Genomic DNA, 21,481 nt, shown 5'->3' on the forward strand with positions numbered 1-21,481 from the left:
TTCCTACTTATTATTCGGTCTTATTATCTTTTACAGGATCAACGGGATAAAATTGTTGATGCAATAACTCTACAGCATCGACAATACGTGGCCCCATTCCCAAAATAAGGGATTGATCGATTTCAATAATGCGTTGATTTTTCCATGCTTGAGTCATTGACACGCCTGGAACAGAAGCGAGTCCTTCTGAAGCCCTGACTCCACCTGTTTGGTCTTTCTGGCTTTGTGTGGTAATAACAATTAACTCAGGATCAGCGGCAATAATGGCTTCTGCGCTATAGATACGATAATTTTCGTGCGTTGCAATATTTTCACCCCCCGCTAACTGAATAATGGCATCAGCGACACTGGTTTTTCCTGCAACTTGAGGAATTCCACCGCCAGGTGAAAGGAAAAATATCACTTTCACTTTTTGCTTAATTTGATTATTTTTAGCCATAATTGTGGCTAAACGCGATTGTAATGAATTAATTAATGCATCTGCTTGTGCTTGTTTATCCAATGAAATCGCTAATGTACGAATATTTTGTAGCATTAATTCAAATGTGGCGGGTGTTCTTGGTAAAGAAATCACCTTCACGTTATGTTGTGCGAGTTGACGCAATACCATTTTCGGCTCTGCGTCATCCCAAGTCACAAACGTAGAAGGGCGCAAAGACAAAATACCTTCAACACTTAACTGCTTCCAATACCCAATATGAGGCAAGTCCTGAGTTTGTTCGGGGTAAGACGTGGTTTCATCAACACCAACAACCTTATCGCCTGCATCCATGGCATAAATCAATTCTGTAATAGAACCACCCGCAATAACCCAACGTTCATTAATTTTGTTATCTTTTGCCATTAAATTAAAAGGCAGCAATAACAAACTGAGAGTAACTAATATTTTTTTCATTGTTAAAACGCCCATGTTAGACCCACTGCAGCATTAATACCTGCAGCAGGAATAGATTCATGAGCCGTTTGATAACGCTTATTTAAAATATTATTTAAATCAAAGTTGATGCGGTATTGATCGTTATGACCAAACTCACTACTTAATGAAAGGTTAACCGTTGTCCAACCCGCATAATGTTGTTTATTTTCTGGGTTACTCTTATCTTTCGCTTGCGTTGCCGATCTTAAATATAAATCTGATATTAAATTCATATTATTAAGCAGTAACACATGTTTAGCACCTACTCGCGTGGTCAATGTCGGTTCGCCCGTATCCCATGTTTTTAGTGTTGGGCTAATAAATTGACGACGTATAATATTGGCAGAAACATAAGGTGTCATTGACCAGCCTTGATATTGAGCCATCACTTCCATACCATACGTTTTCGCGCGGTCGATATTGTCATAATAGAAGTAATCTGCTCGGCCTGTTTTGCTATTTCCTTCGCAAATACGTTCTCCAGCACAAGCAGTTGATGTGATGTAATCTTTTGCTTCAGAATAATAAATAGCACTATCGATATACCAATTATTACCTTTATAACGGGCACCTAGCTCTACGTTATTAGAGTGTTCAGCCTCAAGATCATGGTTACCGTACGTGACCGCACCGCCCGCCGTTGTGTTCATAAATTGCTGAACTAACGTAGGAAACACGTAACCTTGTGCAAATGCAAGACGTAATTCAGTATCCTTAAATCCTGAATAACGCAGATTAGATGACACAATAAAAGCGTTATCTCTGACAGGATCAGAGCCTAATGTCTTATAACTTGTTCCTGTTTTGTTATGGTGAACAGTCTCATCACCATCTTGTAATTCTGATTTCAACCAATACTGTCTAGCGCCTATTGTCCATGACCAATCTTCTGCCATTTTCCAATCGTTTTGGGCAAAAACAGACACATTAGTTTGTTTGCTACGGTTATGTAACAGCGATTGTTTTTCATAATTAACGGCTGGTGGGAAACCCGTTGTACTGTTTGAAGATGTTTGGCCAACAGAGGTTTGTTTTACTTTATCTTGTTGATATTGTGCGCCTAAAATTAGTTCATTATTTGCAGGTAACGTAAAGTTTGCCTGCATAGTCATTCCATAAGTATTCTGTGTATCCTCCGACTGTGTTCGGTTTTTAACCGTTAAATTACCAATCATTGGGCTGCCTGTTGGCGTAACGACACCAACGCGGTTTTCAAATTTTCGTTCAATTCGCTGTGTATAAGCATCTATATGAAGTTTTTTAAAATAATCAGCATCAATATCATAATCATAAAATAGGCCAATTTTTTCACGCTCAAGCTTAGGCACTTTAACGCTAAACTCTTGATATTTTCCTTCATCAGCATAATAAGATTGCGTCGATAAATCATAGCGATCAAGTGAAAGCCCAAATTTATGTTTATCAACCCGATAGCCTAACCATGCGCCTTGGCCGTTATTTCTAAAGTGTGTATTAGCTAAACGTCCATCAGGGGTATCACGATCACCGTGATCGGCATAACTCCCATTAAAACGGTATTCAAAATCGCCTATTGTGCCTGACATTAACACTGACTCACGCCATCCCATTGTTGCGGAGTCATAAACAACTTTAACATTGCCACCGAAGAGCTTATCGCCACCTTTTTGGGTAATTAAATTCACCACACCGCCCATCGCTTGCGAGCCATAAAGAACTGAATAGGGGCCTTTGACAACTTCAATACGCTCTAATGCCGACTCATCGATTAAAATACCCGCACCAAAGTTTTGACCACCACGTTGATAGGTGACTTCTTGCCCATCAACTAACAACAGCACTCGTGATGAGGCTTCACCACGGATACGAATTTGTTTACGACCAGCAAGGCTATTATCGGTAACTTCAACACCAGGGATATCACGCAATTGATCCGCGATAGAAGATGCGGTTGATTGGGTTAATGATTCTTTATCAATAACTTGAATAGTAGTAGGGCTATTCCATAAAGAAGCAGCACTGCGTGTTGTCGTTACAACCAGTGTTTCCTCTTTAGGTGATACTGTATCAGCAATAGCATATTGAGAGAGTGAGAGCGTTAAAGCAGACAACACAAAGTAAGATTTAAATTGAATACACATAAGTGCGAATCCTAATGAGATCAATAATTATTATCATTCGCTTTATAATTTAACTTTTGGCATTCGTCAACCTGAAAAATAGCAAATAGAATACACCTTTGATCTAGATCAAGGTAAAAATGTGATTTCATGCAGACTAGGTGCTTAAATAAACAAAAATGGCACAAAAAGAAGGGTTTTTAAGCAAATAAAGAAAAGAGGTAAGTAAAAACACGATGTTTCTATTCTTACCTTCATTATCAATGAGCGTTAAAATAAATTACAGAGAATAAAATGCGATTAGAATACTATTCTAAAGAATTAAGAAAAACTTTAAGCAATTGATTTAAGGCCTGCTGTTCTTGTTGTGATAAACCTGCAACTAAACGCTTTTGATTATCGACGTGGGCTTCAATAACTTGATTAATTAACGTCAGGCCTTCCGGTGTTAACGAGACTAAAAAGCTACGTCCATCGTCTGGATTAACTTTACGAACAACCCAGCCTGCTTTTTCTAATTGATCAATACGATTTGTCATCGTGCCCGATGTCACCATCAGTGTTGATAACATTTCACCAGGGGAAAGGGTATACGGCTTTCCTGCGCGTCGTAATGTTGCTAACACATCAAAGCTTGGTGCATTTAAACCAAATTGAGTGAAAACTTTCTCCATTTCACGGGAAAGATGCACCGTAATATTCCCTAATCGGCCAATTAATCCCATCGGGCTAATATCAAGATCAGGGCGCTCACGTTGCCATTGTTTGGTAATTCTATCAATTCTGTCCATGCATTTATCATGTCAATTATTTATCTTGACGTCAAGGTATTATCAATTTATCTTGACCTCAAGATAAATCAGGATAGCAAATAATTTGAGTAATTTTATGAATAGATACACAACGCTTTTATTAACTGCATTAGCACCTATTGTTTGGGGTAGCACCTACATTGTGACAACGGAAATGTTGCCTGCCAACGTACCAATGACATTGGCAGCTTTACGTGCATTACCCGCAGGTATTCTATTATTAATCATTATGAGACAACTACCACAAGGGATATGGTGGTTACGCGTTATAATTTTGGGTATTTTAAATTTCTCACTATTTTGGTGGTTATTATTTATTTCAGCTTATCGTTTACCCGGTGGCGTTGCGGCAACAGTGGGGGCGGTTCAACCCTTAATTGTATTATTTTTATCTCATTGGTTATTACAAACACGTTTATCGTGGTTGTCTATTTCAGCCGCATTAGGCGGTATTTTGGGCGTGGCAATACTGATACTCACGCCTAATGCGACACTTGATCCTATCGGAATAATTGCAGGATTAGGCGGTGCTTTATCCATGGCGGCGGGTACTGTGTTAAGTCGTCGTTGGCAACCGCCGGTTACTCCTTTAACGTTTACCGCCTGGCAATTAACCGCTGGTGGTGCGGTATTATTACCCTTTGCGCTTTTGTTTGAACCCGCACTACCTTCATTAACAGGCATTAACCTTTTAGGTTTGACTTATTTAACCTTAATTGGTGGGGCATTAACGTATGTTTTTTGGTTTAGAGGGCTTGCATTATTAGGGCCAAGCGCTGTGGCGTCATTAGGTTTTTTAAGTCCACTCAGTGCTGTTATTTTAGGTTGGGCATTATTAGGGCAACAATTAACTGGCTTACAGATTATCGGTATGCTCATAATATTAGTGAGTATTTGGGGTAATCAACAATCAGAAAAACGGGAAAGAGCAAAGCTTCAATCACTTAGTTAGCATTATTGTGTTATTTTAACGTGCAATATTTAATACAGAATAACCAAGAGAGAGTTGTTATGCCTATATGGGTTGATGCTGATGCATGTCCAAAAGTAATTAAAGAAGTGTTATATCGAGCAGCAGACAGAGAAAAAGTGATTATTACTTTTGTTGCTAATCAACGATTAAGCATACCAGCATCACCTTTTTTGCGAACATTACAAGTCTCTGCTGGATTTGATGTCGCGGATAACGAAATTGTCCGTCGTACTCATAAAGATGATTTAGTTATTACAGCGGATATTCCATTAGCGGCAGAAGTCATTGAAAAGGGAGCCGTTGCTCTAAATCCGCGAGGTGAACGTTATACTGAAGCGACTATTCGTGAACGTTTAAATATACGTGATTTTATGGATACGATGAGAGCCAGCGGTATTCAAACGGGTGGCCCTGCAAGTCTAAATCAACGCGACCGTCAGCTTTTTGCTAATGAGTTAGACAAGTGGTTATTAGAGCAAAAAAGACGCGCTTAATTTCACAGGCTATCATCTCTTTAAGTAAATAAATAAAAAACGGGCATTTAATCATTGCCCGTTTTCCTTTTTAGGACAAACGCTAAGTTATTTCTTTTTTATAATGACATTAAACATAACGTTTTTTGCCTAGAATACTTGGCTTCTTTCCTTTAAAAACATGAGGGCCATCCATTGTTAATTTAAGCTCATTACCCACACGGGTTAACCAAGGCGTTGCTTCACTGCCTGCTCTTGATGTAACACCGGAAGGTTTTAACGTAATACTGTCTTGATCAATTTCAATAATACCAATGACATAGGTATAAATCATATTATTGAAAAAGCCTTTCTTATACTCACAAGAACATTCAACCACTTGATTGCCATACTCCATACGCATTGTCGGTTTTAATGACGCAACCGAAACACAACCATTATTAATAGCAGAATAAACACTGCAAACTAAAGCGACTTTCCCCCCCATTAATTGGGAAATAGCAGGGTTGATTTCAACGGTTTCACAACCGGGTTGATCTTGGCTAACACTGACCACATCCCCCGTATGGAAGACAAAAGGATCTGCATTAAAAGCGCCACTTTTATCTGGAGCTTGAATAATCGACATCTGACCATTCGGTCTTAGAATACCTATCCGAAGATCTAAATCATCGTTATCTTTGCCATCACCATTATCTATCCACGTTGCACTCACTAAAATGCGCTTAGGTGCATCACTTCCTTTCAATAAAGAAACACGGTGACTGCTTTCTGGTTTCGTCAGTTTCACCACACTTTTTTGTATATTAACAGGTGGCGCAGGTACGATAACGGGAGCGGGCTCTTCGACGTCAATACCATAAAGATTACATAATCCTGCAAGCCCTGATGCAAAACCTTGCCAAACAGAACGAACTTTATTTTGCCCGTTTCGAATATACAACTCTAAAACAATGATACCCGTTTCTTGTGAAAATGAGCTTGGCACCAATTCAATAACGTCATTATTTATCAACACTTGCGCTTTTAATTGTTGAACAACCGAAAAACCGCCAGCGCTACCATCTTGCGTCAAGGTAATGGCTATCTTGGTAATATTGGCAGGTAAACGAGATAAATCGAAATCAATACTATGAATAACCGATGAACTTTGAGTTACAGGTGCAATAAATGACGCGGCACCAGAGGCATGATGAGGAGCATTAAAGAAAACCATATCATCATCATTAACGACGTTGCCTGACTCTGTGACTAAAAAAGCAGTCAGATTAATATCAAGGTTATTGCCTGCTACATGAGAGACGTTAACTTGTCCTTTATTTTCACTTAGTGATGTATTTTCACCGGGTTGTAACATTTTGCTCATTAAACCACTCCTTGATTGATAAGACCAACTGCAAGAAATTTATGCGTTAAATGTAATAATAACTACAATTAATTATTTATTCGGTGATCTCATTCACTTTCATTTGATATCAAAAGCCAATGAATTTATTTATAATCTTAGGGAAATTTTCCCTTCAAGACGAGAGGTAATGATGTCATTTTCTAAATCTGTGCTTGCTTTGGCTGTAATGGCGGTTTCTTTTTCTGGTTATGCAGCAAAACAGGCTGATTTGATGATAGTTGACGGCACTGTTCTCACTATGGATCAGCAAAATAAAATTATTGAACAGGGCACAGTTGTCGTAAAAGAAAATAAAATTATTGCCGTAGGTGGGCCGGAACTGTCTAAAGAATATCAAGCTAATAAAGTATTAGACGTTGATGGTGATATTGTTATGCCGGGCCTGATTAATACACATACTCACGGCTCAATGACGGTATTTCGTTCATTAGCTGATGATGTTCCAGATAGACTTCACCGCTATATTTTCCCGCTCGAAAATAAGATGGTTTCTCGCGAAATGGTTAGAGTTGGCGCTAATCTTGCCAATATCGAAATGGTAAAGGGGGGCGTAACGACTTATGTTGATATGTATTATTTTGAAGATGAAGTCGCTAAAACGGTTGATAAAATGGGTAACCGTGCAGTATTAGGAGAATCTGTTATTAATTTCCCTGTTGCCGATGCGAAAACACCAGAAGAAGGTATTCAATATGCGGTAAGCTTTATTAAAGAATATAAAGATCATCCTCGCATTATTCCTGCTTTTGCGCCTCATGCGCCTTACACAAATACTACTGAAAACCTTCAGAAAATTGCTAAATTATCCATAGAACTAGATGTGCCTGTCATGATCCACTTAGCTGAAACGGATCGTGAACAAGAAGAAATTGCAAAACGCACGGGGGGTAAAAGCCCTGTTCAATATATGGCAGATATCGGAGCATTAAATAACAAAGTTATCGCTGCACATGCCATTATGGTCGATGAAAAAGACATAGATTTATTAAAGAAATATGATGTAGGTGTTGCTCATAATATCAGTGCCAATACCAAATCAGCAAAAGGGGTTGCTCCCGTTGTTGCTATGCTAGAAAAAGGTGTTCGAGTCGGTTTGGGTACAGATGGCCCAATGTCGAGTAATACACTAACGACGATGAATGAGCTAAATCTTGTTGGCAAAATTCATAAGCTAGAGAATAAAGATCGTGCGGCAATGCCACCGTTAACGGTTGTTGAGTTAGCAACAATGGGCTCTGCAAAAGTCTTGCATATGGAAGATAAACTGGGTTCGTTAGAATCAGGAAAGCTTGCTGATATCATCGTAGTTGATACAAAATCACCCAATATGGTGCCTATGTACAGCCCTTATGCAGCATTAGTTTATGGTGCAAATGGCAGTAATGTTCGCCACACCATTGTCGATGGTAAAATCTTAATGGAAGATCGCCAATTATTAACGGTCGATGAAAAAGCGATTATTAAAGAAGCTCAAGATTTCTCTGATAAAGTACGTAAAACCGTAATCGATAGCGGTGAAGTTGTTAAATAAAAATTGATAACAATATCTTTATCCTAGGCAGTTTATTTTTAAACTGCCTATTTTTTTTATTTATTATCATCAGTTTGTTTTATCAAAATACGATAAAATAAAGCGAAATAACCGCATAATATCTCATTATAACGAAGATAATCCTGACTATTTATAACACCCTTTTTGCTAATATCAGTAATACACTGGCTTATCGTATTTTCTGTATTTCTACACCATTCTCTCTTTAAGTTTATTCTGTTATCTAATTTATGGGAGATGCAATACTATCTATGTATTCTTATGCAATAGAGCATCTCTAATTAGCCTTTTGACAATACCGCTCATCAACTACGGATAGAATAAAAATGATGATTAAACCGAATAAACTCACTCTGTCACTGCTTACCTTATCCATAATTAGTGTATCTAGCGCTTTTGCTAATGAACCTAATTCAATAGCCCTGACTAAAACGCTTTATCAGGATATAAAACTCAATCAAGCAACGATTTTTTTGCGTGGTGCCGAACTTGAAAATAGCGTAACACTGGATTTACCCGCGGGACAAAGTGAAGTTGTTTTATCCAATGTTGCAAATAACATTGATCAAAGAAGCCTATCAGTTAGCCTTGATAATGACGATATTATTATTAATACCATAAACGTTAAAAAAATACCGATTGCCCCTAATTACCCAGCCACCATTACGACATTAATGGATAAACAAAAAGAGATTAATAAACAAATTGAAGTATTAAACATCAACATTAGCGTTGGTGATGAACAAATTATTTTACTGAAAGATCAATCCTTTTTTGGTAATGGTGAAACGCAAACATTAGAGCAATCATCACAAAAATTTGATTTTATTAGTCAAAGAATGACTTCTATTTTAAATCAACAAAAAACAGCACGTGAAGAAATCACTAAATTGGCCGAACAACTAGAAGAAATAACTCGCCAATTAGAGATTGAATTGCCCGTTATTGCCGAAGAAAAAACGCAAATTATTTTATCCTTAGGTACATCAAAAAATCTCACGAGTAAAATGCGGATTTCCTATATAACACCAGATGCAGGATGGTCACCCGCTTATGATATTCGAAGCCAAGGAATGGATAAGCCAATATTACTCACCTATAAAGCGGATGTGATTCAAAATACAGGCTTAAATTGGGATAGTGTTAAGCTGGTTTTAACATCCACCAATCCGTCACTCAATATTACGGCTCCTGCGTTATCACCTTGGTATTTATCTCTTTATAATGATAATTCAAAATTTAGAAAAGACAGTATGAGAATGGCGATGCCTGCACCAGCCGCAGTTATGGAAGAAAATGTTTCAGACCTAACTCGAGAAAAACAAATAAACAAAGGAGTGACTCGATATGTTACGACGAATAATAATGGAATTAATTTAAGCCACGCTATCGCGTTACCTTACACCTTAAAAAATAGCACCGAGCCTAACACATTGGTCATTAACCAAAAAGAAGTCACCGCGGATTATCGCTATTTAACCACACCGAAATTAGTAGAAGAAGTTTATTTACAAGCTGAAATTAAAGATTGGGAAAATTTAAACTTACTTAATGGTCGTGCAAATATCTACTATATGAATAGCTTTGTGGGTAATAGCTATATTAATACGAATGAGCTTGAAGAGTTACTTAATATTCCGATGGGGATAGACAAAAACATTCAAGTTAGCCGTATTAACAACGAAAAAATAAGAAAAGAACCGATATTTATTGGTACAACGATTGAACAAAAAGAAAGTTATACCATTAAAGTAAGAAATACATATAACACACCAGTAAAAGTGACAATTTACGATCAATTACCGCTTAGCCAAGAAAATAACATTAATGTGGCAAATGCTAATTATAAAGAGGGTGTGCTGGATAAAGATACCGGTGAGATAGAATGGAATATTACGTTGGATGCAAAACAAGAAAAATCATTACCATTAAATTATACGCTTTCTTATCCTAAGAATAGACAAGTAATGGGACTATAATGGCGTCAATTTAGATTTAGGAAGGAAAATAGAAAAGGGTGCAATAGCACCTTTTTCTTTTTTAAATAAAAACCACTTTTATTTTGATTAAAAAAATTAAATATCATTTTCATTTTTTAAAATAAAATCTAATTGTGCAAAAGGTGAAAAGCCTGCTTTTTCTGCTAAAATAAGTGACGATAAATTATCTAATTGGCAACGGTATTGGGGTTGATAACCATCATTTAAAATAAGTTTACATAATGCTCTAATCAGTAATTTCGCGAATCCTTGCTGGCGATAATCTGGATGTGTCAGTATCCCCATATCAGCAAATAGAGAGTCATCCCATGGGTATGCACTGGCTACAGCGATTAGCTTTTCTTGTTCAAACAATCCCATCACTCGCCAGTGATTTAATTCAACATAAGCACCGTCTAAATCTTCTTCACTATTTTGTGAGCAAAACTCATCAAATAACAATTTATCTGCTTGTGTTAATCTACGCGCAGCATGGAAAAATGGGTTATTTTGTAATTTTTCACATTCTATTTCAGATAAATAAAAAACCTGATCAGCGCCATACCAATTAAAATCATCATGATTTAGGCGAGCTAATAATGCTTCACTTGAAGCGGGTGGATGACTTTTTAAACCGAGTTGTTCAATTAAAGTTGGTGAACTACTAAATAAATTTACCTCAGCCGTTTTTAGCCATGACATGCTGTAATCTTCATCTAATTCAGAATAGCTAAATAAACTAAAAGTAGGTGAGTTAACAACCGACTCACCCAATTGAAATTCATTTTTCCAGTAATCGATGATCATGATATTTTCCATCATATTCTCTATTTGCGCCGACTAATTAAGTAAAATTTTTGCCACTTCAGTTGCAAGTAAATCAATATCATAGTTTTCACGATTAGATAGAACTGTGATAGTGAGTTTTGATTGAGGGAAACGCATAAAATAGGTTGACGTTCCCATCCATCCCCCTGAATGTTCAAAACTTATTTCACCCAGAGAATGATTAATAAAAAGGCCAAATCCATAAGCTTCATAATCAATTACTGGCTTACCTTCACGCGTAGAATGAGAAAAAGGCTGTGTCATTTTCGCAATAAGCTCAGCACCGCCCACTTTTGCCGTACTAAAGTTTTCACCCCATTTCATTAAATCGTTCGCACTTGAATGCACGGCGCCATCACCGGTATGTGTCCAAGGGCTTTCTGATAATTCATAGTTTCCTTGCTCATTTTCCACATATCCAGACACAATAGGATTTATTGTAGGGTATTCTTCAACAATAAATGTATCGTTCATTTTTAATGGTGCAAAGATACGTTCTTGAGCAAAAACTGAAAAGGGTTGTTGGCTGACTCGTTCAATGATCTGAGACAGCAAAAAATATCCGGTATTGTTATATTCAAATTTACTGCCAACAGGGTAGTAGGTCTTGGTTTGCTTTACAATATCAGCAAAACTTTCTTCTGGCGTAAGTGGCGTTGTATAAGAAACACCTCGCTCAAACGCTAATTCCATATAATCAATTAACCCACTGATATGGAAAACCAAATCACTCACAGTGATCTCTTTGGCATATTCACCTAATTCAGGTAAATAAACCAGAATGGAGTCATCAAGTGACAACTTTCCATCTTTAGCTAAAAGCAATATGGAAAAAGCAGTAAATTGCTTTGAAACAGATGCTAAATTAAAGACACTATTTTCATCAATTAATTGATTTTTAGTTATATTTGCAAGACCTTTTTGAGCTTGGTATATAACACCATCATCAAAGCGAGCCCGTATAATAATACCGGGCGTATTCTCAGAAATAGGGCTTACTAACTGCACAATCTTATCTTGCTTACTATTATTTTTTATATTTTTCATTGTGTTACTCTTATTACTGCTAACATATCATCCCCATCGCTATCCATACCTACCTCTTCAAAACCAAAAGAGGCATAGAATGTTTTAGCTACTGGATTTAATGGGTTATAACAGATTTCAATATCATTAATTTCTTTATCTTGCTTAATTTCATTTAAGGCGAGCTGAAGGGCATTTCTGCCTAATCCTTTGTTTTGGTGTGCTTTATCTATCATAAAACGCCAGATAGCGGTTTTATGCGGGTTCTCTTTTACCCACATAAAAAAGCCAACTGGTTTATCTGATAAATAAATGCCTCTAACAACATAGCTTTCGTTATAAGCCGCCTCAACTAAAGACCACATATTAGAAGCAATATAGTCTTCTTGATATTCTTCTACCTCAAGTAAACTAATTTCTTCATAATTATCTGAAGTAATACGTTTTAAACTAATATCCATTGTATTCTCTTTTAAATCACTAAAAGCTCATCGTTTATTATCAGCGATAAAATTAAAGAAATATTAAGAGAAGATTTAGATAGCACAATAGGGCACATTATTTTATTTATTATGAATATTGAAATAGAAAAATAGCAATAGGCAAGTGTTAAGGCAGTAAATAATCATAAAAGCACTGTATTTAAATGTGTTCTAGAATAAATCAATTTATTAGCGTGTATTTTTCTGCATAAATTGGTGAACACTGTTTTTTATTGTTTCTCTTAGCCACAACACTTTAGAATTATATGCATGCCGCTTATGCCACAATAAAATAAATGAGATATCTAGTTGTTCAGAAACGCTGTGTGGCAATGGTATAGGTAGCGTAACTAAATTAGGTAAAACTCTAGAAATATAATGTGCACAATACCCAGGTAAACAAGTAATAAGCTCATGATTAGGTTGAGAAATTGTAAATAAGGTTTGCTCAAATGACGTATAGGTTATAGCGACATTACGTAAACGTCCATGTTCAGCCAAAATATCATCTAATGCCCAATGTGCTCGTTTATCATATTCTGTTGAAATGTGAGAATAGCGCAAAAATGTCTCTAAATTCCAAGGTTCTTTAAGTAAAGGGTGATCTTTTCGTACATAGACTAACGGTGTATCACAAAAAAGCTCTTCACAGTCAATGACTTCTGGTAATAAATGTAATGCTTCTTTAGAGCCTGAATAATATTCACGACCTAAAAAAGCAATATCAGCGTCACCATCAATAATGCTTGATAAAGAGTTATATTCCCAATTTCGTATTTGAACCATTGATTGTGGATAATAATTCAATATTTGCAAAGGAAATTGAGTTAGCATGACTTGATGTAATGGCGATTCTAATATTAAGCTGAAATGGACACCTTTAGGCGTTTCACTGTTTTGTTTACCTGCAATATGATTCCCAATATTAATAAAATCAGAAAGTGACTCTTCAATACTTAACGTTAACGGCGTCGGTATTAGCCCCTGAGGGCTACGAACAAAAAGGGGATCATCAAACCAAATCCGCAACTTAGCTAGCGCTTTACTGACTGCTGAAGGTGAAATAGATAACCATTTCGCCGTTAAAGTTACACTGCGTTCTTGCAAAAGAATCTGAAAAATAACCAATAAATTCAAATCAATTCGATGTAATGGCTTATGCATCACAGTTAACCTTTTGTCGTTGTTCTGAAGATTGGAAAATATGCAAAAAAGCGAAACCAATAATACAACTTGCTGATAAGACAACCATCAACATATTTATTGCAGAGACTTCTAACCATCCCATAATCCAAATATAGAGAGACGCAAAGCTTAATTGAGAAATCCCTAAAATAGAGCTAGCAAGCCCAGCTTTTCGGCTAAACGGAGAGAGCGCTTGACTCATTATAATACCAAATAGCAATGCAAACCCTGCACCACACAATGAAAATGAGACAAAGAACCAATGAGGATCGCTATTTTTCCCAATAAATATAAAAATAGCCGCACCTAAAAAACAGAATAACCCAGTATACAAAATAACTTCATAACGAAATTTTGATAATATTTTAGGCATTAAAAAAGATGTCACCATACTGATCAAGGAAAGCAATGTTATTGCTGTTGAATATTGCCCTGTGGTGTAGTGCATCTGCTGCATAATCACAATGGGTGAAATATTAACATAAGTAAGAATAACGCCCATTCCTAAACATGAAATAAGTAAGCGACTTAGAAAAAAGCCATTTAAAAACGACTCGTTATCGACAATATTCACTGTCATTAAGTTATTTTCTTTTTTAGTAATAGCTTGTGGCTTTGGTTTTGTCTCTTTTATCCAAAAACAGCAATATACAAAAACAAATAATGAATAAGTTGCCATTGCATAAAACATCATCGGCCATTCAAATTGCAATAAAATTAAAAATCCAAAAACAGGGGCCAACACAGGAATAATACAGGTTATCCCATTTATCATAGAAAGCACTTTTGCCCGTTGTTGTTCAGCTAATGTGTCTCGTAATATCGCGAAGGTCACAACATAACAAAAACCGGCACCGAATCCTTGAAATACACGAGCAACTAAAAATCCGTTTTCCGTTACCGAAATTCCCGCACTCAATGAAGCGAATAAAAAAACAACCGTTCCAAATAACACAACGGGTTTACGCCCTAAATTATCACTGCACCATCCTGCAATAAACATGGATGACACCATGCCCATTAAATAAATTGAAAAAGCCTGATGCAATGTCGTTTCAGACGCACTTAAGTCTTTAGCTATTGCTGGTAAGCCTGTTAAATACAGATCAACACCAAGGGGATAAATCAACACTAAACAAAAGCTAAAAAAGATATATTTTGTCATCCAACCACCTCTTTTATTCTGATAAAGAGGCATTTTAGTCGTCAACGAAACGGAAACCTAATGACAAAAAAGCAATCTCTAATTTCCATTTTGGAAATATCATGGGGATTTTATTGTTAAGGTTTTTTAGGAATATACACTAAAATTCGATTATATTTTTCTAAATCAAACGCTAATGATGTGTATTCATAACACACTTTTTTATTATTAAAATTCAATGTTCTTAATCCATCGCAAGGTGGATATATCTCATGTTTTTCCCACATACGTTTAAATTCAGGTGATGAACAACTTAATGTGGCAATTAATTTACGAATATTAGGATCATTTTTTGTTCTAGCATGATCACGTCGAAAACTCGCTAGCAACCGTTCTGCAATATTATCCCAATCATCAATACGCGTTTTATAGCGAGGATCCATAAACAACAAGTAAAGATAATTGCGATTTTCAGCACTGTAGTCTGAAAAATGAAAATAGGCGTCTGCTTTCTGATTATAGGCTAATACATCCCAATGTAGATTTAATACATAACAGAGATAATCGGGTGGAAAATCAGCCAAAATTCGTAAAATCGTAGCTGGAACATGATGTTCTGTTATGCCAGTCTCTGTGGGCTCTCGCATATGTGATAATAAATAAAGATGTTGTCTTTCGGCATTATTTAACCGTAACGCAGTGGCTAAGTTATCTAAAAATTGACTCGATACCCCAATATCTCGCCCTTGTTCAAGCCATGTGTACCACGTTAATCCCACGCCGGAGAGTGCGGCAACTTCTTCTCGACGTAATCCGGGTGTGCGCCGACGCCCAGCGCCAGGTAATCCCACTGTTTCGGGTGAAATACTTTGTCTTTTAGTTCGCAAAAAATCCGCGAGTTCAGGGCGAGTTCGTTTTCTTTCAGTCATAGCCTATTGCTTTTAGTAATAGTATAAATGGTTAAATTGTATCAGGATAAATTACTTATTATAGTCTCATTTCTTTAATCATTGAGATAAGAAATGAACAAACAACAACGTATTGCTTTATTTGTCCTGCTATTAGCTGGATTTGTTACCATTTTTGATCTATTTGTCGTCAATGTCGCCATTGTGAATATTGAGCGGACACTCAGTGCAACCTTAACAGAGCTTACATTAATTATTGTAGGGTATGAGCTAGCCTTTGGTTTATTATTAATTACAGGAGGGCGATTAGGCGATATTTACGGTCGTCGTACTCTTTATCGTATTGGCATGTTTGGCTTCACTTTAACATCAGTATTATGTGCAGTTTCTCCGAATGCCATTTTCCTTGTTATCGCTCGTTGTCTACAAGGGTTAACAGCCGCATTATTATTTCCTCAAGTCTATTCAAGTATTCGCCTTAATTTTGATGAAGTACAAGCAAAAAAAGTGTTTGGTTTATTAGGAATGACACTAGGATTAGCGGCAATTGCAGGGCAAGCCCTAGGTGGGCTTTTAATATCACTTAATCCTTTTGGACTTGAATGGCGTACTGTTTTTTTAATTAATCTTTTTATTGGCATTATTGCATTAGTACTTTCACACCATTTAACCCAAAGTGATAGGCTAGCTTATATCAAACTAGATATTGGTGGCGTAATTCTGTCTGCTTTGAGTATCTCTCTCTCATTATTCCCTATTTTAATGCTACCTATATGGGGATGGCCATTACACAGCACGCTACTTTTTCTTATCGGATTAAGTTTATTAAGCGTTTTTCTTTACTATGAAAACCGATTAAAACACCAAGGAAAACAACCACTCTTTGATCCGATATTACTAACCAATAGCCCATATGTTATTGGAATAGGGGTTGTGGTCTGTATTTATGCAACGTCGTCAGCTTTTCCAATGATGATGTCAATATTATTACAAAGTGGTTTTAATCGTAGCGTTTTAGATTCAGGATTAATCTTTGTTCCAGCCAGTATTGGATTTGTTTTGTCATCATTATTAACCCCTAAATGGGTGAAGGAATATGGTGAATATATAATCTATTTGGGAGCTATTTGTTATACCTTAAGCTATCTCTTTTTAATTTTTGGTATTTATTACCTAATTTCACCCGAAAATAGCACTTGGATTACACCATTTCTATTCTTCGTCGGATTTACACAAGGTATGGTAATGACGCCAATGCTTAATTTAGTTTTAGCTAAAGTTAAACCCGAATTTGTTGGTATTGCATCAGGATTAACGGCGACATTGCAACAAGTTGGAGCAGCAATAGGGGCAACATGTGTTTCTATTATTTTACAATTTAGCCTTAATCAGCCCATCTTAAACAATACTATTGAACAATATAAAATTGCCTTTAGTTTTAGTATGACTTTCAATTTTCTTATGGCTATAGCCGCCTCGTTACTACTAAGAAAAATAACAGTTAAAACAAATAATTAAATCAACCTAGCCTTATTATTCGCATTTAATAAGGCTAGATAAAAAAATCTTTTATTGTTATCTTTTCTTTTAATAATCCGATTTTTTGCGCTGGCACTTTGCCATCTTGAGTAAGGCAATAATTATAATAAAAACTATAAATAGATAATAATAATTTTACTGTATTGGGAGATAATCTCTTTAAAAAAGACTCAGGAAATTTATCTTTAAATGATTGAATAAATAATTGGCTATAATCAAGCGAAGGCATTATTGCAGTGTAAAAATGGATATCATTATTTTTATTTAATCCTAAATTACACAAATAAAATAATTCTTTTTTATCTGGAGATATAAATTCATACCATTTATTATTCCACCAACCCAGGGTATAACTCCCTTTATAATTAAATTCTGATGTTAAACGAGAACCATTTGAAACAACATAATAGAGATGAGAGTGTTTTTTCTTTATTTCTTTTCCATACGCCACCATACATCCACCACGAATAAAGCTATCATGATAAATAAAATGATGTTGAATATTTACTGGTAGAATAAATTTTAATTTAAGAAAATGAAAGTGTGATAAAACAACGGGCTCAATGATATGTTCAGAACATGTTTTATCTGTGTATTGAATTTGTCCAAAACTTTTTCTGCTATTTATTTGCTCATATCGCATAATAATATTATCAAGTAATACTCCCTGAGTATTATCTAATATTTCTTTTTTAGTATTATTATGATATTGGCTATCAGAACTTACTAATATCTCACTCCAATTAACACTAGGAAGAAAAACATAACCTGTTTTTGAACAACAGGTTATCATACCAAAAAGTTCATTAGAAAACCCTTTTGTGGCATTGTTCCGACAATTCAAAGTAAATACATTCGTTTGTAAATCATAGCTTCTACTTTTTTCTAAATATTGCTCATATTTTCGTATTTTTATTTCTATTAATTTTTCAATAGTAGAAAGTTTTCGATAAAATAAAGCCGGAGTAATACCAAGAGTTTTTATAATATAAGTTGGAATTTGCGCTTCCAAAATAAATAACGTCATTATTTTATTAAAAAGATTCTTTGAATCTATACTATTTTTAAGTGAAAAAACCGTATTACAACATTTACATTGATAGCGCGTTGTTCCTTTTGCTGTTTTTCCATAAAGTACTTTTTCTAATGAATCACAGTGTGGGCATTGTTCATTAATGTTTAATTTAAAAAAATCAACATAAGGATTTAATAATATTTTGATATCTTCATTATTAATTAACACACTGCTGCCACCACAACGACTACAATAAACAGCAGGAAAACCCAGTTTAAAAGAGGGGATCACATAGGCGTCTTCTACCACTTCAGAAAAGTGTTCACAACCCTCTGTTTTACATACATTAACATTAATTTCTTTTATTATTTTCATCAGTTCTTGCCACGAAAAACCAACACAAAATGATAATAACATAATTCCACTAAACGTAATGCTAACGCACTGTGATAGTTATCATATTTTTAACACGTCAGGTGTTATTAACTAGATACCGAACATCAACGACGTTAATTCAGTATTCTCATTATTACAGGATATTATTATGAATAAGCCCATTCTTATATTGCCTCTTTTAATTGGTACATTATTAGGCAGCTCTTCTGTATTTGCTCAAGAAATTACCATTTATCACACTAACGATTTACACGCAAATGCGGTTCCTTTTAAAGCACCTTATGTCAGCAAAGATAGATTAGTCGGTGGTTTTGCGAATATTGCCACTCTCGTTAAAGATGCAAAAAAGAATGATCCCGGTGTTTTATTTTTTGATGCCGGCGATTATTTTACAGGGCCTTATTTAAGTACCTTAACGCAAGGTGAAGCCATTATCGATATTATGAATGAAATGTCATTTGATGCAGCTTCCGTGGGTAATCATGAATTTGACCACGGTGTTGATAATATGGTTACACAGCTTAATAAAGCCAAATTTCCTGTCCTTTTAGGTAATGTTTTTTATGAAAATAATGGAAAAGCTGTATGGAATAAACCTTACATTATTTTAGAAAAAGAGGGCGTTAAATTTGGTGTAATCGGATTACACGGCAAATTTGCATTTTATGATACTGTTAATAAAGATAAACGGGAAGGGGTAGAAGCAAGAGACGAAGTTGAATACCTTAATAAATACCTTAATGAACTTAAAGGAAAAGTAGATATTACAGTATTACTTGTTCATGAAGGTGTTCCTGCCAGACAATCAAGTTTTGGCGCTACCGATGTCGCTCGCATGCTACAAAAAGATATTGAATTAGCACAGCAAGTTAAAGGATTAGATATTTTAATTACTGGCCATGCTCATGTAGGTACACCAGAACCAATTAAAGTAAATGATACATTGATTGTTTCTACGGATGCTTATGGCATTAATGTTGGAAAATTAGTTTTAGATATCAACGATAAAACTAAAAAAATTGATAGCTATAAAGGTGAGTTAGTTAATATTTTTGCCGATGAATACAAGCCTGATCTTGATACACAGAAAAAAATAGAAGCATGGACTAAAAAATTAGATGAAATAGCACAACAAAAAATTGGTAATACAAATAAAGAACTTACCCGTTCTTATGGAGAGTCTTCTGTCATAGGTAATTTAATTACTGATGCATTTTTGATGACAGATAATCGAGCTCAAGTTGCTTTTGTAAATAGTGGTGGTATTCGTACTGAGATACATAAAGGTAATATCACGATTGGGGATATTATTAGTATGTTTCCATTCCCAGATGATCTTACTTATATGGAATTAAGTGGTAAAGATTTACGAGAATTAATGAACCACTCTGCAAATTTAACCAATGGTGTATTGCAAGCCTCAAGTGGTTTTGAAATGAAGTATGACAGTTCAAAACCACTTAATGAGCGTATTGTCTCCGTTTCAATTAATGGAAAGCCTATCGACAATAATACCTATTACCCCATTATTGCTAATTCTTTCTTAGCAAGGGGTGGTGATGGATTTGCCGCCTTTACTCAAGGCAGAAATGCTAAAGATATTCCTAACACCAGTGCCGCCACTGCGGTTATTGAATATATTAAGCAAAAAGTGACAATAGAAATGCCAAAAGAAGAGCGAATTATTGATATTTCAACCACAAATTAAGTATAAATAATCCATAATCCCATCATTTAATGCCATTAATGGACTCACCATTAATGGCATATTTTGTCTTAACTATAAAGAGTATCTCTAATCTGTATGAGTATTGTGATATCAGATAAAACTGAGCTAATCTGCTGATATACTCATATTTATTTTGTTATTCATTTTTGTTTTGTAGAGATATTCCTATGCCATGGACTTTTTCACATCCTTCAATTGTTTTTCCATTAAAACAGACTCGAATAGGTAAATACCTTAATTTACCTGCATTGATTGTGGGAAGCACCTCACCTGATTTGCTTTATTCTTTTGGTTTATATCAGTCCGCAACAACAGCACATGATTTATTCGGTTGGTTTTATACCGCATTTCCTTTCTGTATCTTTGTTTTTATCTTAAATTATTTATTCAGAAATCCATTAAAATATGTATCACCCATACCTTTATATGATCCTATAAAATTCAATCTTCGGACGTTAAGCCTATTTGTTTTATCTTTATATATTGGCGCATTAACACATATTGTATGGGATTCATTTACTCATGAAACAGGAACAGCAGTCCGATTCTTTTCTGTGCTACAAGCACAATTATTGCAAGGCATGACAGACAGTCAAGAGATTGCAATTTATAAATTACTGCAACATTTAGGCTCTATCTTAGGGTTACTTTATCTTTGCTGGAAATACATTCAATATCAACGTAAGCAAGATCTTCAAATACAAAAAGAAAATCGTATTAAGCTATATCGTTTAATGGGGATTGGTTTATTCTCAGGATTATGTGCGTTACCTTTAGCATTACAGTATTCAAATAAAGGCGAGGGAATTAATCTTAATCGGTTTATTTTCTTGGAACTTTCTTTAACTGTACCTTTTTTCTTTGGCTTAATAATAGTCTTAGGATCACTGTTATATTGTATTAAAAATAGACAAGACATCTTATAGTTCAGGCTAAGACTAAACTTGAACCAGTAAATTAATAAAAAGCCTCTGTGTGAAATCAACTGACAGAAGCTTTTTATATGATGCATATAGT

At 35.4% G+C, this 21,481-nt stretch carries 18 protein-coding genes; 7 read left to right on the forward strand and 11 right to left on the reverse strand.

Annotated features, from left to right (window positions below; genetic code table 11):
* Positions 1 to 10 precede the first annotated feature (10 nt).
* The 3 genes from INT04_RS06645 to INT04_RS06655 all read right to left on the reverse strand — a co-directional run bounded on the left by INT04_RS06645 (position 11) and on the right by INT04_RS06655 (position 3,806).
* Positions 11 to 844, reverse strand: a complete 834-nt coding sequence (locus INT04_RS06645; protein WP_413465708.1) for a heme/hemin ABC transporter substrate-binding protein — start codon at positions 842 to 844, stop codon at positions 11 to 13.
* 53 nt (positions 845 to 897) lie between these two features.
* Positions 898 to 3,036 carry a TonB-dependent receptor plug domain-containing protein gene (locus INT04_RS06650; RefSeq protein ID WP_193015368.1) on the reverse strand — a complete coding sequence of 713 codons (2,139 nt, stop codon included), beginning with the start codon at positions 3,034 to 3,036 and terminating at the stop codon, positions 898 to 900.
* A gap of 287 nt (positions 3,037 to 3,323) precedes the next feature.
* Positions 3,324 to 3,806, reverse strand: a complete 483-nt coding sequence (locus INT04_RS06655) for a MarR family winged helix-turn-helix transcriptional regulator (protein ID WP_193015369.1) — start codon at positions 3,804 to 3,806, stop codon at positions 3,324 to 3,326.
* A 97-nt stretch (positions 3,807 to 3,903) separates the two neighbouring features.
* Between INT04_RS06655 and INT04_RS06660 the strand changes: the two genes are divergently transcribed.
* Together INT04_RS06660 and INT04_RS06665 are read left to right on the forward strand one after the other, a co-directional pair.
* Positions 3,904 to 4,779 (forward strand): EamA family transporter, encoded by an 876-nt coding sequence (locus INT04_RS06660; RefSeq protein WP_193015370.1) that lies wholly within the window; start codon positions 3,904 to 3,906, stop codon positions 4,777 to 4,779.
* Between the two features lie 59 nt (positions 4,780 to 4,838).
* Positions 4,839 to 5,294 carry a YaiI/YqxD family protein gene (locus tag INT04_RS06665; RefSeq protein WP_193015371.1) on the forward strand — a complete coding sequence of 152 codons (456 nt, stop codon included), beginning with the start codon at positions 4,839 to 4,841 and terminating at the stop codon, positions 5,292 to 5,294.
* 109 nt (positions 5,295 to 5,403) lie between these two features.
* On the opposite strand, the gene INT04_RS06670 is transcribed toward INT04_RS06665, so the two are convergent.
* On the reverse strand, positions 5,404 to 6,639 hold the full coding sequence (locus INT04_RS06670) for a TerD family protein (protein WP_193015372.1): 1,236 nt from the start codon (positions 6,637 to 6,639) through the stop codon (positions 5,404 to 5,406).
* Positions 6,640 to 6,811: 172 nt separating this feature from the next.
* Here INT04_RS06670 and INT04_RS06675 point away from each other — a divergent pair, with 172 nt between their 5' ends.
* Entirely contained in the window at positions 6,812 to 8,212 is a 1,401-nt protein-coding gene (locus INT04_RS06675) for an amidohydrolase (RefSeq protein ID WP_193015373.1), read from the forward strand.
* A 347-nt stretch (positions 8,213 to 8,559) separates the two neighbouring features.
* Positions 8,560 to 10,212 (forward strand): DUF4139 domain-containing protein, encoded by a 1,653-nt coding sequence (locus tag INT04_RS06680; protein WP_193015374.1) that lies wholly within the window; start codon positions 8,560 to 8,562, stop codon positions 10,210 to 10,212.
* A 96-nt stretch (positions 10,213 to 10,308) separates the two neighbouring features.
* On the opposite strand, the gene INT04_RS06685 is transcribed toward INT04_RS06680, so the two are convergent.
* The 6 genes from INT04_RS06685 to INT04_RS06710 all read right to left on the reverse strand — a co-directional run bounded on the left by INT04_RS06685 (position 10,309) and on the right by INT04_RS06710 (position 15,806).
* The gene (locus INT04_RS06685; RefSeq protein ID WP_193015375.1) at positions 10,309 to 11,031 is read right to left on the reverse strand and encodes a GNAT family N-acetyltransferase; all 723 of its coding nucleotides are present in this window, start codon (positions 11,029 to 11,031) and stop codon (positions 10,309 to 10,311) included.
* A gap of 21 nt (positions 11,032 to 11,052) precedes the next feature.
* The gene (locus INT04_RS06690; protein WP_193015376.1) at positions 11,053 to 12,087 is read right to left on the reverse strand and encodes a serine hydrolase domain-containing protein; all 1,035 of its coding nucleotides are present in this window, start codon (positions 12,085 to 12,087) and stop codon (positions 11,053 to 11,055) included.
* Positions 12,084 to 12,527 carry a GNAT family N-acetyltransferase gene (locus INT04_RS06695; RefSeq protein ID WP_193015377.1) on the reverse strand — a complete coding sequence of 148 codons (444 nt, stop codon included), beginning with the start codon at positions 12,525 to 12,527 and terminating at the stop codon, positions 12,084 to 12,086. The genes INT04_RS06690 and INT04_RS06695 overlap by 4 nt, the downstream gene beginning before the upstream one ends.
* Before the next feature lie 210 nt (positions 12,528 to 12,737).
* The gene (yidZ, locus tag INT04_RS06700; protein ID WP_319022962.1) at positions 12,738 to 13,715 is read right to left on the reverse strand and encodes an HTH-type transcriptional regulator YidZ; all 978 of its coding nucleotides are present in this window, start codon (positions 13,713 to 13,715) and stop codon (positions 12,738 to 12,740) included.
* Entirely contained in the window at positions 13,705 to 14,898 is a 1,194-nt protein-coding gene (locus INT04_RS06705) for an MFS transporter (protein WP_193015379.1), read from the reverse strand. The genes yidZ and INT04_RS06705 overlap by 11 nt, the downstream gene beginning before the upstream one ends.
* Positions 14,899 to 15,014: 116 nt before the next feature.
* Positions 15,015 to 15,806, reverse strand: a complete 792-nt coding sequence (locus tag INT04_RS06710; protein WP_193015380.1) for a helix-turn-helix transcriptional regulator — start codon at positions 15,804 to 15,806, stop codon at positions 15,015 to 15,017.
* 93 nt (positions 15,807 to 15,899) lie between these two features.
* On the opposite strand from INT04_RS06710, the gene INT04_RS06715 reads away from it, so the two are divergent.
* Positions 15,900 to 17,303: an MFS transporter gene (locus INT04_RS06715; RefSeq protein ID WP_193015381.1), complete on the forward strand. Its 1,404-nt coding sequence runs from the start codon at positions 15,900 to 15,902 to the stop codon at positions 17,301 to 17,303.
* Between the two features lie 34 nt (positions 17,304 to 17,337).
* On the opposite strand, the gene INT04_RS06720 is transcribed toward INT04_RS06715, so the two are convergent.
* Positions 17,338 to 18,756, reverse strand: coding sequence for an IS1 family transposase (locus INT04_RS06720; protein WP_193015382.1), 1,419 nt, complete (start codon positions 18,754 to 18,756; stop codon positions 17,338 to 17,340).
* 127 nt (positions 18,757 to 18,883) lie between these two features.
* Between INT04_RS06720 and INT04_RS06725 the strand changes: the two genes are divergently transcribed.
* Positions 18,884 to 20,443: a bifunctional metallophosphatase/5'-nucleotidase gene (locus INT04_RS06725; RefSeq protein ID WP_193015383.1), complete on the forward strand. Its 1,560-nt coding sequence runs from the start codon at positions 18,884 to 18,886 to the stop codon at positions 20,441 to 20,443.
* A gap of 188 nt (positions 20,444 to 20,631) precedes the next feature.
* Entirely contained in the window at positions 20,632 to 21,390 is a 759-nt protein-coding gene (locus INT04_RS06730) for a DUF4184 family protein (protein ID WP_193015384.1), read from the forward strand.
* Positions 21,391 to 21,481 lie beyond the last annotated feature (91 nt).

The sequence above is a fragment of the Proteus sp. FME41 genome (genome assembly GCF_014897315.1).
GTDB lineage: Bacteria > Pseudomonadota > Gammaproteobacteria > Enterobacterales > Enterobacteriaceae > Proteus.